General features: G+C 37.3%; 19 protein-coding genes and 1 other annotated feature. All 19 genes read left to right on the top strand.

Translation table 11 applies throughout. From position 1 onward, the window contains the following. Positions 1–6: 6 nt before the first annotated feature. The 19 genes from ACJ004_RS14910 (at position 7) to dnaG (ending at position 17290) form a co-directional block, all read left to right on the top strand. Positions 7–453, top strand: a complete 447-nt coding sequence (locus tag ACJ004_RS14910; RefSeq protein ID WP_410893853.1) for a GatB/YqeY domain-containing protein — start codon at positions 7–9, stop codon at positions 451–453. 204 nt (positions 454–657) lie between these two features. After that, positions 658–1293: an NfeD family protein gene (locus ACJ004_RS14905; protein WP_410893852.1), complete on the top strand. Its 636-nt coding sequence runs from the start codon at positions 658–660 to the stop codon at positions 1291–1293. A 15-nt stretch (positions 1294–1308) separates the two neighbouring features. Beyond that, positions 1309–2301: a flotillin-like protein FloA gene (gene floA, locus ACJ004_RS14900; protein ID WP_410893851.1), complete on the top strand. Its 993-nt coding sequence runs from the start codon at positions 1309–1311 to the stop codon at positions 2299–2301. A gap of 31 nt (positions 2302–2332) precedes the next feature. Further along, the gene (locus ACJ004_RS14895; protein ID WP_410893850.1) at positions 2333–2782 is read left to right on the top strand and encodes a hypothetical protein; all 450 of its coding nucleotides are present in this window, start codon (positions 2333–2335) and stop codon (positions 2780–2782) included. Between the two features lie 87 nt (positions 2783–2869). Beyond that, positions 2870–3172, top strand: coding sequence for a sporulation protein YqfC (gene yqfC / locus ACJ004_RS14890; RefSeq protein WP_410893849.1), 303 nt, complete (start codon positions 2870–2872; stop codon positions 3170–3172). Beyond that, positions 3169–4362, top strand: a complete 1194-nt coding sequence (gene yqfD / locus ACJ004_RS14885) for a sporulation protein YqfD (protein WP_410893848.1) — start codon at positions 3169–3171, stop codon at positions 4360–4362. The genes yqfC and yqfD overlap by 4 nt, the downstream gene beginning before the upstream one ends. Then, positions 4359–5327, top strand: coding sequence for a PhoH family protein (locus tag ACJ004_RS14880; protein WP_410893847.1), 969 nt, complete (start codon positions 4359–4361; stop codon positions 5325–5327). The genes yqfD and ACJ004_RS14880 overlap by 4 nt, the downstream gene beginning before the upstream one ends. 133 nt (positions 5328–5460) lie before the next feature. Next, complete coding sequence (locus ACJ004_RS14875) at positions 5461–5718, top strand: hypothetical protein (protein ID WP_410893846.1); 258 nt, start codon at positions 5461–5463, stop codon at positions 5716–5718. A gap of 67 nt (positions 5719–5785) precedes the next feature. Beyond that, positions 5786–7957, top strand: a complete 2172-nt coding sequence (locus tag ACJ004_RS14870; protein ID WP_410893845.1) for an HD family phosphohydrolase — start codon at positions 5786–5788, stop codon at positions 7955–7957. Further along, positions 7954–8424, top strand: coding sequence for an rRNA maturation RNase YbeY (gene ybeY / locus ACJ004_RS14865; protein WP_410893844.1), 471 nt, complete (start codon positions 7954–7956; stop codon positions 8422–8424). Before ACJ004_RS14870 ends, ybeY begins: the two co-directional genes overlap by 4 nt. Next, complete coding sequence (locus tag ACJ004_RS14860; protein ID WP_410893843.1) at positions 8408–8788, top strand: diacylglycerol kinase family protein; 381 nt, start codon at positions 8408–8410, stop codon at positions 8786–8788. Before ybeY ends, ACJ004_RS14860 begins: the two co-directional genes overlap by 17 nt. Before the next feature lie 203 nt (positions 8789–8991). Beyond that, positions 8992–9393, top strand: a complete 402-nt coding sequence (locus ACJ004_RS14855) for a cytidine deaminase (protein ID WP_410893841.1) — start codon at positions 8992–8994, stop codon at positions 9391–9393. Next, a complete protein-coding gene (gene era / locus ACJ004_RS14850) occupies positions 9383–10306 on the top strand; it encodes a GTPase Era (protein WP_410893839.1) in 924 nt (307 codons plus the stop codon). Before ACJ004_RS14855 ends, era begins: the two co-directional genes overlap by 11 nt. 173 nt (positions 10307–10479) lie before the next feature. After that, positions 10480–10623: a YqzL family protein gene (locus ACJ004_RS14845; RefSeq protein ID WP_066257674.1), complete on the top strand. Its 144-nt coding sequence runs from the start codon at positions 10480–10482 to the stop codon at positions 10621–10623. A 34-nt stretch (positions 10624–10657) separates the two neighbouring features. Further along, on the top strand, positions 10658–11410 hold the full coding sequence (gene recO / locus ACJ004_RS14840) for a DNA repair protein RecO (protein WP_410893837.1): 753 nt from the start codon (positions 10658–10660) through the stop codon (positions 11408–11410). A gap of 219 nt (positions 11411–11629) precedes the next feature. Then, positions 11630–11804, top strand: a binding site (T-box leader). A gap of 64 nt (positions 11805–11868) precedes the next feature. After that, positions 11869–13251: a glycine--tRNA ligase gene (locus tag ACJ004_RS14835; protein WP_410893836.1), complete on the top strand. Its 1383-nt coding sequence runs from the start codon at positions 11869–11871 to the stop codon at positions 13249–13251. 133 nt (positions 13252–13384) lie between these two features. Then, on the top strand, positions 13385–14005 hold the full coding sequence (gene ccpN, locus ACJ004_RS14830) for a transcriptional regulator CcpN (RefSeq protein ID WP_410893937.1): 621 nt from the start codon (positions 13385–13387) through the stop codon (positions 14003–14005). A 33-nt stretch (positions 14006–14038) separates the two neighbouring features. After that, positions 14039–14848 carry a pyruvate, water dikinase regulatory protein gene (locus ACJ004_RS14825; RefSeq protein WP_410893834.1) on the top strand — a complete coding sequence of 270 codons (810 nt, stop codon included), beginning with the start codon at positions 14039–14041 and terminating at the stop codon, positions 14846–14848. A 633-nt stretch (positions 14849–15481) separates the two neighbouring features. Beyond that, the gene (gene dnaG, locus ACJ004_RS14820; RefSeq protein WP_410893833.1) at positions 15482–17290 is read left to right on the top strand and encodes a DNA primase; all 1809 of its coding nucleotides are present in this window, start codon (positions 15482–15484) and stop codon (positions 17288–17290) included. The last annotated feature ends 30 nt before the right edge of the window (positions 17291–17320 follow it).

The following is a 17320-nucleotide window of genomic DNA, read 5'->3' as shown; positions in this document are numbered from 1 at the left end:
TAATACATGAGTCTTCTCGAGCGTTTGAATAATGATATGAAACAAGCGATGAGAAACAAGGAAAAAGACAAACTCTCAGTCATTCGGATGGTTAAGGCTTCTTTGCAAAATGAAGCCATTAAGCTCGGTACTAAAGAGCTTACCGAAGATGTAGAGTTAACAGTCCTTTCTCGCGAAGTAAAACAACGCAAAGACTCCCTCCATGAATTTGGTAAAGCTGGTCGTGATGACCTAGTTGATAAGTTGCGCACAGAGTTGGCTATAGTTGAATTATATATGCCAAAACAGCTTTCTGAAGAGGAACTGGCAGAGGTCGTTAAAGAAACGATTTCTGAAGTCGGCGCAAAATCAAAAGCAGAAATGGGAAAAGTGATGTCTGCGATTATGCCTAAAGTTAAGGGTAAAGCAGATGGGGCACTTGTAAATAAACTTGTACAACAACACCTTTCATAAGTATTCTGGCACAAAGACTGCAGGCCTATGGCTTGTGGTCTTTTTAATTTTTAGACTATTTTAAAGCTCATTGTGATTTTACCACTATGTAGATTGAAGCGTAAATCAACAGGCAATTTAAGAGCATATTTTTATAATGAAACTTATTGGAACTTCATACGTAATAATAATAGTCGAGACTAAAGAAAGAAAGGGGGCTCTCGAATGATAGCATTTCTTACTGACCCGATTGTTGTAACTATTCTACTTTCCATTGCAGGAATCGGAATTGTACTGGAGCTTTTTTCATCAAAGTTTGGTGTAGCAGGGTTCATCGGTGTGTTAGCGCTCATTGTATTCTTTTATGGGCATTTCCAGGCAGGTCTTGCAGGCTATGGTACGTTACTATTATTTGTGGCAGGTTTAATCCTAATATTCCTTGAATTCTTTTTACCTGGGGCTATCTCTGGCACGCTAGGTGTGGCTGCATTAATTTTGAGCCTTTTTTTAGCGGGGGAGGATGCCATTCAAATCGGGGTATCTATCTTAATAGCAATTTTTTTCTCTGTACTAGTTTTCTTTCTAATGATAAAGATTTTTAACAAAAAGCTCGTTCTATTTAATAAAATGGTTTTATTTGATTCAGCTAGGAAAGAAGATGGATATGTTTCCAATATTAATCGTACCGATTTATTGGGGAAAGAAGGGACTGCCCTAACGATCTTGCGGCCAGCTGGAACTGTTATTATAAATAATGAACGAGTGGATGTGGTTAGTGAAGGTGGCTTTATCGAGCAGAATGCTCTTGTTAAAGTCATTAAAGTTGAAGGAGCACGTATTGTTGTAAGAGAGTTAGATTAAAAAGGGGGTTAAATTATGATAGCTGGTAACGGAACGATTTTTATTATTGTCGTTGTAGTAGTTGCTTTAATATTATTTGGGATCTTATTATCATTTGTACCGGTTATGCTTTGGATTTCGGCTTTGGCAGCAGGAGTCCGAATTAGTATCTTTACGTTAGTTGGGATGAGACTTAGGAGGGTAACTCCAAGCAGGGTGGTTAACCCCCTTATAAAAGCCCACAAAGCGGGTTTAAATGTAACCACAAACCAATTGGAAAGTCATTATCTTGCCGGCGGTAATGTAGATAGAGTTGTTAATGCTCTAATTGCTGCACACCGGGCAAATATTGAATTATCTTTTGAACGCTGTGCTGCGATTGATCTAGCTGGACGTGACGTATTAGAAGCAGTTCAAATGAGTGTTAATCCGAAGGTAATTGAAACACCATTTATTGCTGGTGTTGCAATGAACGGAATAGAAGTGAAGGCAAAAGCTAGAATAACTGTTCGTGCTAACATCGAGCGACTTGTTGGTGGTGCAGGAGAAGAAACGGTTGTTGCTCGTGTCGGGGAAGGTGTTGTATCTACGATTGGTTCATCCGATAGTCATAGCAAGGTACTCGAAAATCCTGATCTTATTTCCCAAACTGTCCTTTCAAAAGGACTAGATGCTGGTACGGCCTTTGAAATCCTCTCCATCGATATTGCTGATGTAGATATCGGTAAAAATATTGGTGCGGAGTTACAAACAGAGCAAGCAGAAGCCGATAAGAAAATTGCCCAAGCAAAAGCAGAAGAGCGGAGAGCGATGGCTGTGGCTCTTGAACAAGAAATGAAAGCAAAAGTCCAAGAGATGAGAGCTAAAGTTGTAGAATCTGAGGCAGAGGTTCCGCTTGCAATGGCTCAAGCCCTTAAATCGGGAAATATCGGTGTAATGGATTACATGAACTATAAAAACATTTCAGCAGACACTGAAATGAGGGGTTCCATCGGGAAGATTACAGGAGACAAAAAAGACGGTCAATAATCCACTTTGGAAAGGAAAGGAGTGGTGATTATTGGAAAGTTTAGTATTTATGATTATCATCGGTATTGTTTCTGTTTTATTTGGCAGGTCGAAACATAAGCAAGGTCAACCAAAAAATAGGCCATTTTCAAAGGCAGCTTTTGAGGAAATTCGAACACAGGTTAAAAAACAGATCTCTTATGTTGAAGATAAAAAGACCAGCCCGTTTAGCCCAGAGCGCAAAACAGACGTATTCAATAACAAAGATCTAGGAAATCTCGAAAAGAAATACTTGCAAATGAAGCAAGAACCTAAAGTCAATCGTATTGGAATGTCAATGGCTCAGCAAAAAATCGATAATAATCCAGTTAGTACAAATCAAGTAGATGAAGTACCCCACTTGCTAAAACCAGATGAAAAAACACTTATTAATGGTATACTCTGGTCTGAAATTCTTGGGGAACCACGGTCAAAAAAGCCATACCGTCCAAGAAACAGTTAGTAATAAATCAACTTAGTTAAAACGAAAAAGATGTGCTAGAACCCCCTTTCATTTCATAAATATGAGATGAAAGGGGGTTCTTTTTTTATGGCGAAAAAATGGGGCCAACGAATCCGTAACTGGATGGCTGAAAAAATGGATCTTCCTCAAGATGTCATGATGGATCTACCACGGATTACGATGATAGGGCAAATTCATGTCTATATCGAAAATCATCGGGGCTTGTTGGTGTTTACTGATAAAGAACTCCGCTTGTTATTAAAACAAGGGCAGTTATTGATAAAAGGTAAATCATTTGTGATTAAAACAATTTTGCCTGAAGAAATTTTGCTTGAAGGTAAAATTGATCAGGTCATTTATATAAATGATAATCCGGGAGGAACAAAATGAATAACCAATGGATCGAATTTTTTAATGGCAGGGTTACCGTTAAAGTATCGGGCAAGGGAACAGAACGATTTATTAATGTTCTTATACGAAATGATCTTCCAATTTGGAATATTAAACGACATGGAACAGAGACGATAACTTTTAATATGAGGCTTAAAGATGCCAAGAGCATCCGACATTATGCAAGGAAAAGTGAATGCACCATATCCTTCTTACGAAGGAACGGGGTGCCTTTTTTGCTTCGGAGAATGCTAAAAAATAGTGGCTTTTTGGCAGGGGCAGGCATATTCTTGGTCCTTTTAGTACTTCTATCCAATGTTATTTGGGGGATTGACATAAAAGGGGCAAAGCCAGCGACAGAGTATCAGATTCGTAAAGAATTGGACAAGATGGGTGTGAAAATTGGAAAGTTGCAATTTTTCACAGATAATGTGGAGGGGATCCAAAGGCAGCTGACTAATAACGTTGGAGACTTAACCTGGGTTGGTGTAGAGTTAAAAGGGACAACCTTTCACCTTCAGGTAGTTGAAAAAAATGAGCCCAAAAAGCCAGAGCATTTATCACCGAGAAATCTTATCGCAAAAAAGAAAGCGGTAATTGTTAATATGTATATTGAAAATGGTCAAAAAGTGGTAGATATTAATGATCATGTAGAAGCGGGACAGCTCCTTGTCTCTGGTGAATTTGGCCAAGAAGAAAATCCAGAATTGGTTGCTGCAAAGGGAGAGGTTTGGGGTGAAACTTGGTTTAAAAGTCATGTTGAACTCCCATTAGTCACCAACTTTAAAGTTTATAATGGTAAAGAAAAGGAAAAACATTTTATTCTACTTGGTAATTTTGAGCTCCCTATTTGGGGATTTGGTAAGCCTAAATTCAGTAACTATGAAACCGAAGAAAATGTTCATAAGATTCATTTCTTGAAGTGGGAATTGCCAATTTCCTATCTCAATAAGACCCTTCGTGAGCGAGAAGAGGTACAACGCAGCTATTCAATTAAAGAGGCCCAGCAAATTGCAATTGAACTTGCAAAAAAACAAATAAAAGGTCGGTTAGATGAGGATGCTATCATAAAGGATGAAAAAATTTTACACAAAGTAAATAAAAATGGTAAAGTTATACTGGATATTCATTTTAAGGTAATTGAAAATATTGCGGTCGGACAACCGATTTCCAAGGAGACTAGTGAATGACAGAAAAGTTAACTACCATAAATGTACAGCTTGAAAATCCTGCAGAAGCAATTAGTTTGCTTGGCAATTCTGATTCCAATTTAAAAATAATTGAACAGGAACTTGGTGTCACAGTCATAACTCGTGGTGAAGCTGTTGGTTTGTCAGGGGATGAAGAAAAGGTAATTCTGGCAGGTCAGATTCTTGATAAGTTAATGATTGTGATTCGTAAAGGGATAAATATCAGCCAAAGAGACGTCCTATATGCAGTCCAAATGGCGAATGCAGGGACATTAGAATATTTTGTGAATTTGTATGAAGAAGAAATCGGCAAAAATGTTAAAGGAAAAACCATACGAATAAAGACACTGGGTCAAAGACAATATGTGATGGCAATCAAGAAAACAGACCTAGTATTTGGGATTGGGCCAGCTGGAACAGGAAAAACTTATTTAGCTGTTGTTATGGCTGTCAATGCCCTTAAAAATGGTCAGGTAAATAAAATCATCCTAACAAGACCTGCAGTGGAGGCGGGGGAAAGTCTAGGATTTTTACCTGGGGACTTAAAGGAAAAAGTGGATCCTTATTTACGGCCTTTATACGATGCGCTCCATGATGTATTAGGGGCAGAGCATACCCAAAGGTTAATGGAACGAGGGACAATTGAAATTGCCCCACTCGCTTACATGAGAGGACGTACATTGGATGATGCTTTTGTCATACTGGATGAAGCACAAAATACTACACATGCACAGATGAAAATGTTTTTAACAAGACTTGGTTTCGGTTCCAAAATGGTTATTACAGGTGATCAAACTCAAATTGATTTGCCAAAAGGAGCAAAATCCGGCTTGGTTGCAGCGGAATCCATATTAAAAAATGTTAACGGGATTTCCTTTATCTTTTTAGAACAAACTGACGTGGTTCGTCATCCACTTGTTGGCAAAATTATTGACGCGTACGAAAAGAAAGCAATTCAACAATAACTTGAGGGGTAGACCTATTTAAGGTTTACCTCTTTTTTCTAATGCTGTGTTAAAGGGTATTGTTGATTTTTCCACTCTGTTGATTGGAGCGGAAGGCGCGAAGACTCCTCGAAAATGCTATCGCATTTCCTTCGTGCGTGGGCGGATTCAAGGAAGCCAATTCAATGTCCTGCGGGAGTACGGGGCAGGGGAGACCCCGCAGGCGCTAAAAGCGCCGAGGAGGCTCCCCGCAACGCCCGCGAACCGCTCGCGCCTGAAGCGGAAATCAACAGACAAGTTTAACACAGTCTTTCTAATAAATGTACCGTTAACAAATCTTCTCCTAAAGAAGGTGAAACTTGTTCAAAAAACTGTTATCATTTTACATGTAGCAAGAACAGTGAAAATATGACAATTTTTGAGAATTGATTTATGAAAAAATGAATCTTTTTTCAAGGGCAGTGGTTGGAGGGATATAGTTGGGTAAACTTCAGCAATACTTCATACGGATACGTAAGCTGCTAGATATATCTTTTTTTCTAGTTCTATTTTTTATTGTGTTAGGTACAGTTTTATTTGCAGCGATGTATAGTAATGTAAAACCTGAGAAATTAGATTTAAGCCTGTTTTCCGTTGCAGAAAAAACAATTCGATCACCAGGGACAGTGGAAGATAAGAAAAGTACTGAAAATAAGCGTAAGGACGCTATCGACCAGGTACAGGATGTCTATACCTTAAAAAAAGAGTACACACAAAATCGAGTGGATTTAATTAGCTCTATTTTTCAAGCAACTGTTGAAATGAATGATGAAATAGAAGAAGAAATTAAAAAGCACGCAGAGGTAGCTACTGAAGAAAATCCTGCAAAACCTGAACCAAGTGATTCTGAAAAAATTGACCGATTAAAAGCAAAATTAACACCGAACGTATCCAAAGGACTCTCTGAGTTGGTTTTCACCGCTTTAGTCCAAGCCAGTAATGATGAACTTTCTATTGCTAAGGATTTAACCGTTACGGCCATCAATAATGTTATGGCTCAACGAATTTCTGCAGATGATGTGGAGAATGCCAAAAAAAGGGTAGAGGAAGAATTAAAATATACCACGTTAAATGATAATTTAAGAACTGGTGTCATTGAATTAGGCAGGTATGCTATTATTCAAAATGAATTTTATGACCCCAATGCAACTGAGGAACTTAGGCAGCAAGCTGTAGAAAGTGTAGAGCCGGCCAAAATCCTTCAGGGACAAATTATTGTAGAAGAAGGAGAATTAATTAATCAAGATATTTATCGACAATTAAAGCTTGTCGGCCTCCTACATAATGAGAGATCGTTCAAACCTTTTATTGGATTAATGGTCCTAATAACGATCATTTTATCTTCTATCTATATTTATTTTTCGCAAATAAAATTGATTCCAGAAAAGAGACAAACAGACTTGTTGTTGTTTGGGATCATTTTTATCCTTACGGTCCTTATTATGAAAATCATCAGTATGCTCCAAATTTTTAATTATGCTGGAATTGGCTATCTGTTCCCAGCAGCATTAGGTGGAATGTTAATTAAGATATTAATTGATGAAAAACTAGCCACTCTTATGTCCATTATCATGGCTGTTTGCGGCAGTATCTTATTTAATGAAGGGATTACTGGGACATTAAATTTTTCGGAGGGTATTTATATCCTATTTAGTTCCTTAGCGGGTATCCTATTTTTAAGCAATCAAAATCGTCGTTCGAAGATTTTGCAAGCAGGATCATTTGCAGCGCTCGTCAATTTGCTGACGATTTTAGCCTTAATGTATTTACCCAATGGACAATTTTCTGGAATTGAGTATGGATATTACTTAATCACAGCGCTTGTCTCAGGAATAGGTTCAGCTGTATTAACAATCGGGCTCCTTCCTTTTTTTGAGGCGAGTTTTGGAATCTTGTCAACGATGAGGCTGATAGAACTATCAAATCCAAACCATCCATTGCTTCGAAAGATTTTAATGGAAGCACCTGGAACCTATCACCATAGTGTGATGGTTGCGAATTTAGCGGAATCTGCCTGTGAGGCAATCGGCGCGAATGGGCTTTTAGCCAGAGTAGGAAGCTATTATCATGATATTGGAAAAACTAAGCGACCTAATTTTTATATCGAAAACCAGATGCATCTTGAGAATCCTCATGATCGCCTTCCGCCAGATAAAAGTGCGAATATAATTATTGCTCATGTGACAGATGGTTCTGCTATTTTAAAGAAATACCATATGCCTAAGGAAATTATCGATATCGCCGAACAGCACCATGGGACCACCTTACTAAAATTCTTTTATCACAAAGCAATCCAAGGTGATGCTGAAGTGAAGGAAGAAGACTATCGATATCCTGGGCCTAAGGCAAAAACAAAAGAGTCTGCTGTGGTGGGGATTGCTGATAGTGTGGAAGCGGCGGTTCGCTCTTTATCGCAGCCTACGCCGGAGTTAATTGAATCACTCGTTAAGAAAATTGTTGCTGATCGTCTTCAAGATGGACAATTAAATGAATGTGATCTAACCATGAGAGAAATTGAAACTGTATCTGAAGCTTTATGTGAAACCTTAAAAGGAATTTTTCACTCTAGAATTGAGTATCCAGAAATGATAAAGAAGGTGAAGCAAGCATGACATTACTAATAGATTGTATCGACGAAACCGAAAAACTTTCAGAAGAGCAAATGCTTGAAATCGAAAGGATCATTAACTTTGCCGCTAAAAAACAGAATATTGAACAGCAAAGTGAAGTTTCTGTCACATTTGTTTCAAATGAAAGAATTCAGGAGATTAACCGAGAATACCGTGACAAAGACAAGCCCACCGATGTTATATCGTTTGCTATGGAAGAGCTCGGAGAAGGTGAAGTGAAACTTGTGGGAACTGATATGCCCCGTGTATTGGGTGATATCATTATTTCTATACCTAAAGCAGTTGAACAGGCTGAAGAATATGGACATTCTTTTCTACGTGAACTCGGCTTTTTAGCTGTACATGGATTCTTGCATCTTCTCGGTTATGATCATATGACGGAAGAAGAAGAGAAAGAAATGTTTACACTGCAGAAGGAAATTTTAGACGAATATGGACTCAAACGCTAAACGATCATGGTTAGGGTTTTTACGGTCATTTTCATATGCATTTGCGGGAATAGCAACTGCCCTTAGAGACGAAAAAAATATGCGATTCCATTTCTATTGTTCAATTGTTGTTTTGTTTATCTCATATTATTTTTCAATTACTAAAACTGAATGGTTATTTATCCTCTTTGCTATAGGAGGAATGTTTGCACTGGAACTAGCAAATACCGCGATTGAGCGAGTTGTTGATCTCGTTACAGTCGAATATCATCCCTTGGCAAAACAGGCAAAGGATTTGGCGGCAGGTGCGGTATTTGTTTATGCGATTCTTTCCATAGCCATAGGGATCGTTATTTTTTTACCCTATGTTCTAGCGTTATTATAAGGCAGTGGAGATGGAATTTGACCGTGATTTGAAATGGAATGGTGAATTCGGTAAAATAACTTATCAGCCAAAAAAGAGGACAGGTTGATTTATGAGAAAATTCTAATTTTTTGAATTTTTTTGACTTTAAGTAATGATTTTCAATGAATTTTGAGTTAAAATAAAGGAACAGCAGATTTCTGCTGGAAGGGAAGAACACACTAGTGAACATTGAACACTTAATTGAAGAAGCAAAAAGGGCAAGGGAAAAAGCCTATGCCCCCTACTCCAAGTTTGGAGTGGGTGCCGCCTTGTTAACAAAGGATGGAAAAGTATATCTTGGCTGTAATATAGAAAATGCTGCCTATAGTATGTGTAACTGTGCAGAGCGTACTGCCTTATTTAAAGCCTATTCAGAGGGAGATAAGGATTTTCAAATGCTTGCTGTAGTTGCAGATACAGACCGACCTTGCTCCCCATGTGGTGCTTGCCGGCAAGTAATTTCAGAATTATGCTCCAAAGATATGAAAGTTATTCTAACCAACCTAAAAGGTGATATTTTAGAAATAACTGTGGAAAATTTATTGCCTGGAGCTTTTACACCGGAGGATCTCCATGTTAAATAATGAGAACTCAAGCAAAGGTTATAAGTCAGGTTTTATTTCGATTATAGGCCGTCCTAATGTGGGGAAATCTACGTTTCTTAATAGAGTAATTGGTCAAAAAATTGCCATCATGAGTGATAAGGCGCAAACTACTCGTAACAAAATCCAAGGCGTTTTAACCGTAAATGACGCCCAAATGATTTTTATAGATACTCCAGGTATTCATAAACCAAAACATAAATTAGGCGATTTTATGATGAAGGTAGCTGTAAATACACTTAAAGAAGTAGATTTGATTTTATTTATGGTTAATGCAGAAGAAGGATTTGGACGTGGAGAAGAATTTATTCTAGAAAAATTTCAAACAGTAACTACGCCAATCTTTCTTGTTATTAATAAAATTGATCAAGTCCATCCTGATAAGTTATTGCCAATCATTGAGTCATATCAAGAAAAATATCCTTTCAAAGAAATTGTGCCAATATCAGCGCTAGAAGGTAATAATGTGGAACGACTGCTCGACCAGATTAAGTCTTTCTTGCCAGAGGGACCACAATACTACCCAGCAGACCAAGTGACAGATCATCCGGAACGCTTTATTATTACAGAGTTAATAAGGGAAAAAGCACTTCACTTAACCAGAGAAGAAATTCCCCATTCGTTAGCTGTGGTGCTTGACAAAATGGAGCGTCGTGAGGGGAAAAATATGATTGATGTCATGGCAACGGTTATTGTTGAACGTGATTCACAAAAAGGAATCATTATTGGTAAGCAAGGGAGTATGTTAAAAGAAATAGGTAAGCGAGCACGTGCAGATATTGAAAATCTATTGGGATCAAAAGTGTACCTGGAATTATGGGTAAAAGTTCAAAAAGACTGGCGTAATAAGATGTCCCAGCTTCGTGATTATGGTTTCAATGAAGATGAATATTAAATAGCTTTTTCTTTTCTAATAACCCTAACTAAAATATTACGTTTTATTTCAAATTATGCATGGACAACATTAACAAAAAATTTGTCTTATGATTTATGCGCTGGCAGGCTATGATAATTGTAAGGTTTGGGACCGAATGATAGCTAGGCTAAATATGAAAGGTGGGGTTTTCGATGATGGATTTTACGTGGAAAGTATTCCTCCAAACAGGTAATATTGACACATACCTTCTCATTAAAGAACTAGAGAAGGAAAACCAAGAAATACCCGGAAATCTGAATGATGAGCTAGCACAAATCGATTTTCCCGTTTCATAAGTTTGTCTTCGTACTACTTTAGAAGGTGATAATAGTGCTTCAGAAGTGTGAAGGCATCGTTATTCGAACAACAGATTATGGTGAAACAAATAAAATTGTAACTATATATTCTAGAGAATGGGGAAAGGTGGGTGTTATGGCTCGGGGTGCAAAAAAGCCAAACAGCCGCCTTTCCTCCATTACACAGCTTTTTACACATGGTTATTTTCTCATTACAAGAGGAACTGGTTTAGGAAGCCTGCAGCAAGGAGAAACAGCTACTTCCCTGCGGTCGATTGGTGAAGACATTTTTTTAACAGCCTATGCTAGTTATATCGTCGAATTAACCGATAAATGCACGGAAGAAAAAAAACCAAATCCTTATCATTTTGAATTACTTTTTCAAACATTAAATTACTTGAATGAAGGTTACGACCCTGATATTCTTATGAATATTTATGAGATGAAAATGCTGAATGTGATGGGTTTGAACCCAGTTTTAAATCATTGTTCCGTTTGCGGCAGTAAAGACGGACAATTTTCATTTTCAATTCGAGAAGGCGGATTTATCTGTCATCGTTGTCTCGGTAAGGATCCATATCATTTTAAAATTTCAGCAGCAACAGTAAAATTATTAAGGGTATTTTATTATTTTGATCTTTCAAGGTTAGGAAATATTTCTGTTAAAGAAGAGACGAAAGCCGAACTTAAGAAAGTTATTACTGCTTACTATGAAGAGTATTCTGGTTTGCATCTTAAATCCAAAAAGTTTCTTAATTCTATGGATAAATTTCGTAATCTCTTATAATCGCCTTGTTGACAATGTTTGGAGTTTTCGTTATTATTTTCATTAATAAAGGCTATTTTCGCATAGATTGTTGTTTTTCGTATAAGTACATCAACTCGTATAACTAGATGCTTCGTGGCATCTTTTCGTAAGAACATTTGCAAAAATTGCCTAGAAACTTAGTAATGGACCTTTATAAAGTTCCTAAAGCAAAAAGTTTACGAAAAGAGCCTTAATAAAATAATTGCTGTGACGGAGAAGAGTACTTAGTAATCCTCTATAAAAGCGAACCTAGGATGGTGAAAGCTAGGGTATAGAGAACTAACGAAGGCGTTCCTGAGCAATCTTTGTAATAAAAGAGGCTGCTTTTTAGCAGCAAATAGGGTGGAACCGCGGGTAAACTCTCGTCCCTATGCTTAACAAGCATAGGAACGGGAGTTTTTTTGTTTGAATTAAATTTATCTAAAGGAGTAATTTCAATGAAGGTAACAATGGAACAAATTGTCTCACACGCAAAACACAGAGGATTTATTTTTCCTGGTTCAGAGATTTACGGAGGGCTTGCAAATACTTGGGATTACGGCCCGCTAGGCGTTGAATTTAAAAACAATATAAAGCAGGCATGGTGGAGAAAATTCGTTCAAGAGTCACCATATAATGTGGGTTTAGATGCAAGTATTCTGATGAATCCGCGTACTTGGGAAGCATCAGGTCATATTGGGAACTTTAATGATCCGATGATTGATTGTAAAAATTGTAAGGCACGTCATCGCGCCGATAAATTAATTGAAAATGCTCTGGATGAAAAAGGCATTGAAATGGTTGTTGATGGCTTACCGTTTGAAAAAATGGAAGAGTTGGTGAAAGAACACAATATCGCCTGCCCGGATTGCGGCAGTCATGACTTTACTGGAATTCGTCAGTTCAATTTAATGTTTAAAACATTCCAAGGGGTGACCGAATCCAGTACGAATGAAATTTTCCTTCGTCCTGAAACAGCCCAAGGAATTTTTGTTAATTTTAAAAATGTACAGCGGACAATGAGAAAGAAAATGCCGTTTGGTATTGCGCAGATTGGTAAAAGTTTCCGAAATGAAATTACCCCAGGGAATTTCACGTTCCGGACAAGAGAGTTTGAACAAATGGAACTTGAATTTTTCTGTAAGCCTGGCGAGGAGCTTAAATGGTTCGATTATTGGAAGCAATTTGCTGAAGAATGGTTAATGTCATTAGGACTTACAAAAGAAAATTTACGGCTTCGTGACCACTCCGAAGATGAGCTATCCCATTACAGTAACGCGACAACTGATTTTGAATATAAGTTCCCGTTTGGTTGGGGAGAACTATGGGGAGTAGCATCTAGAACGGATTATGATTTGAAGCAGCATATGGAGTATTCAGGTGAGGACTTCCATTATCTTGATCCTGAAACCAATGAAAAATATGTCCCTTATTGTATTGAACCATCATTAGGAGCAGACCGGGTAACGTTAGCATTCTTAATTGATGCCTATGATGAAGAACAGCTTGAAGATGGGACATCTAGAACGGTCATGCATTTCCACCCTGCATTAGCTCCGTTTAAAGCAGCAATACTTCCATTGTCGAAGAAATTGTCTGATGAAGCACGTGAAGTTTTCGCAACTTTAGCTAAACATTTTTCAGTGGATTTTGACGAATCAGGTTCGATCGGAAAACGCTATCGCCGTCATGATGAAATCGGTACTCCGTTCTGTATTACCTATGATTTCGACTCTAAGGATGATAATATGGTTACAGTTCGTGACCGTGATACAATGGAACAAAAACGCATCCCAATTGTTGAACTAGTTAGCTTTTTGCAAGAAAAAATGATGTTTTAATTGAAAACTCGCCACTTGGCGAGTTTTCTTAATAGATTCATTAGTATATAATATTCCTAATAAAGTATAGTCTTTTGAAGGTTAAACCAATTTAGACCTCTTCAGATCGGTAAATAAAAAGGTGGTGTGAACAATCGAACTGACCAAACGGCAAGAACATATATTGCAAATTGTAAAAGAAAATGGACCTATTACCGGAGAACATATTGCAGAGCAACTAAGTTTGACTAGAGCGACACTGCGGCCGGATTTGGCCATTTTGACAATGGCTGGCTATTTAGATGCCAGACCACGTGTTGGTTATTTTTATACCGGAAAATCGGGGACACAGCTTTTAACCGAGAATTTACAAAAGATCTACGTTAAAGATTATCAATCCATTCCTGTTGTGGTAAATGAAAATATCTCCGTTTATGATGCAATCTGTACAATGTTCCTTGAAGATGTGGGAACATTATTTGTAGTGGATCAAAACACCATTCTTGTTGGAGTTTTATCCAGAAAAGATTTGCTCCGAGCAAGTATTGGTAAACAAGAATTGTCAACTATCCCAGTAAATATCATTATGACCAGGATGCCGAATATCACAATGTGTGAACGGGATGATTTATTAATTGATATCGCTAAGAAATTAATTGAAAAACAAATCGATGCACTTCCCATTGTTCGGAAATCAGAAAGTGGATTTGAGGTAATCGGAAGAATTACGAAAACAAACATTACAAAAGCATTTGTTGCATTGGGTGATGAATAAACAAGATAACGTTAGAGGGGTTGTTGAGGGAGAATGAGTTTGCCAATTATTTATGTGGTATCCGATTCAGTGGGGGAAACGGCTGAATTAGTTACCAAAGCTGCAATAAGTCAATTCAATGGGTCAGGAATGTCATTAAAAAGATTTCCCTATGTAGAAGATAAGGAACATATTGATGAAGTTCTTTCACTCGTTCTAATGGATAAAGCTATGATTGCATTTACACTTGTAAAGCCTGAAATGCGTACATATATTAAAAATAGAGCAGAACAAGAAGGGATTATTGCTGTCGACCTAATTGGGCCAATTATGGATCAAATTCAACAGTTTAGCGGAAAAACACCTTTATGTGAACCTGGGCTTGTTCGAAAACTAGACGAAGATTATTTTAAAAAAGTGGAAGCAATCGAATTTGCCGTAAAATATGACGATGGTCGTGACCCGAGAGGAATATTAAAAGCAGATATTGTTTTAATTGGGGTTTCAAGAACTTCAAAGACACCACTTTCACAGTATTTAGCTCATAAACGATTAAAGGTAGCCAATGTACCGCTTGTACCAGAAGTGGATCCTCCAGAAGAACTATATAGAGTTCCAATCGAGAAATGTTTCGGTTTGAAAATAAGTCCTGAAAAGTTAAATAATATCAGGCGAGAACGATTAATTTCTTTAGGGTTAAATGATAAAGCAAGTTATGCAACGCTTGACAGGATAAAAGCGGAGTTAATCTTTTTTGAAAAAGTAGTACAAAAAATAAATTGCCCTGTCATTGATGTTACCAATAAAGCGGTAGAAGAGACCGCAAATGTTATCTTAAATTATATCCATAAAGGGAGAGTGTAACACATAATCATTTGATTATGTGTTTTCTTCTGAATGAAAGTTGCGTAATAATGATAAAAAGTTATGGTAAAATGATAATAAATGTACTATAATAAAAAATTGTGATAAAAATATATCTTTTTAGGTTTAGACTTGCTTATGAACGAATAAACTATTTATTGTTAGATGTCAAGGGGACCCCCTAAAAAGAATTCGACATAAATCCTTTTACAAAAGTTATTTGTTAAAGAAGGAATATGCGGAGTGATGTAGAATTAATACTTAAGTAAAAGGCAATCCGACTATTTTTGTCGATGCAGATTCATGCTCGGTAAAAGCGGAGATTGTCGAAATAGCTATGGAATATAGCGCGGTGTTCTTTTCGTTGCCTCCTGCGACCATCATATGAAAGAAAACTCTACATATGCATTCTGGAAATATGTTGACACAGGGAAGGCAGCTACAGATTTTTTATTATGAACCATGCTGTGAAAGGGGATATAACAATTACGTAGGATAGTGGACTGGCATCCGCTTTTCTGCTTAAGGGTATTCAAGTTTTTCACCGAAGGGGATAGTATTTGAGGAAAAATTTTGTCGAAATTTGCAGGAATTTAAGAATGCCTGCCGAATAGTACAAATGGAGTTGTTTTCATGGCAGAGCGTATTGCCGAAGAAAAGATTAATCAAATTCGTCAAGCTGTTGATATTGTCGAAGTAATCAGCGATTATGTTCAACTGAAAAAACAGGGGCGAAATTACTTCGGATTATGTCCATTCCATGGAGAAAGTACCCCATCATTTTCTGTATCAATTGATAAACAAATTTTCCATTGCTTTGGCTGTGGCGCAGGCGGTAATGTTTTTTCTTTTTTAATGGAACTAGAAGGATTATCATTCCAAGAAGCAGCAAGCAAACTAGCTGCGAAGGCTAATATTGACCTAGAAATAAATTTATCAGGCGGACACGGTGAGAAAAAGGTTTCGCAAGAGCATCAAGCCTTTCTTGGAGCCCATGAGCTATTACAGAAATTTTACCATCATTTGCTAGTAAATACAAAAGAGGGTCAACATGCTTTGGAGTACCTGCTTAGCAGGGGATTTACTCGAGAATCTATTGATAAGTTCCAAATTGGGTATTCTTTAAATTCATGGGATTATGTTGTTAAATTTCTTTCAAAAAGAGATTTTCCACCAGAATGGATGGAGAAAGCCGGATTAATTATTAAACGAGAAAGAGATGGAACTTTTTTTGATCGATTTAGGGATCGAATTATGTTTCCGATATTTGATCGTAATGGCAATACGATTGCTTTTTCAGGAAGAACACTAGGGGCCGAAGAGCCCAAATATTTAAATAGTCCTGAAACGCCAATCTTTAATAAAAGTAAAATTTTATACAATTACCATAATGCGAAGCCAAATTTAAAAAAATTGCAATTTGCTGTTTTATTTGAGGGATTTGCTGATGTAATTTCTGCAGATCGCTCTGGTGTGGAAAATGGTATAGCCACGATGGGGACTTCCTTGACAGATGAACATATTGCCCTCTTACGGCAAAGTGTCCAATCCGTAACCATTTGCTACGATTCTGATAAGGCTGGGATTGAAGCAGCGTTTCGCGCTGGTAACCATCTTAACAATGCCGGCTTTCAAGTAAAGGTTGCGATGATGCCTGATGGAATGGACCCTGATGAATATATTAAAAAAAATGGCTCAGAAAAATTCCGTAACGAGGTTATCGGGGCAAGTCTTACGTGGATGGCGTTTAAATTTCTTTACTTTCGCAGAGGTAAAAATCTGCAACTTGAAGGAGATAGGCTTGCATATATCGAAGTGATAATTAAGGAAATTAGCACTTTGGAAAAAGCGGTTGAAAGGGATCACTATTTACGGCAGCTTGCAGCTGAATTTTCACTCTCTCTAGATGCTTTAAAACAACAGCAAAAAGAGATATTCTTCGCAGATAAAAGAAAATCATCTGGAAATAAGCAACCTGTTACGAAGCCTATTATAGTCCCGAAGCAAGTTAGTAAACTTAAGCCTGCTCATTATACCGCAGAAAGACGATTGATTGCTCACATGTTAAAGGATCGTGATGTGGCATATAAAGTACAGGATTTATTACAAGGTAATACGTTTAATATTGATGAACATCAGGCAATAATAACCTATCTACTAGGATTTTATGAAGATCATTTCCAACCTGACTCAAGTGCATTTTTGTCCTATATTCAAGATGATAATCTCAGAAGAATGGTTGCAAACATTGAAATGATGTCCATAAACGATGAGTTAACCAGTCAGGAATTAACTGATTATATCAAACAGGTGTTGAATTATCAAAAATTGTTAAAGATAAAAGAAAAAGAAGTGGAACAAAAAGAAGCAGAGCGACAAAGTGATTTAAGTAAAGCTGCTGCAATTGCAATGGAAATCATTCAATTGCGTAAATCTCTATAGATTCCATTTTTACTGTCTTTGATTTTGGAA

The sequence above is a fragment of the Neobacillus sp. 204 genome (assembly GCF_046562815.1).
GTDB lineage: Bacteria > Bacillota > Bacilli > Bacillales > Cytobacillaceae > Neobacillus.
This window is presented reverse-complemented; position numbering and strand designations above follow the sequence as displayed.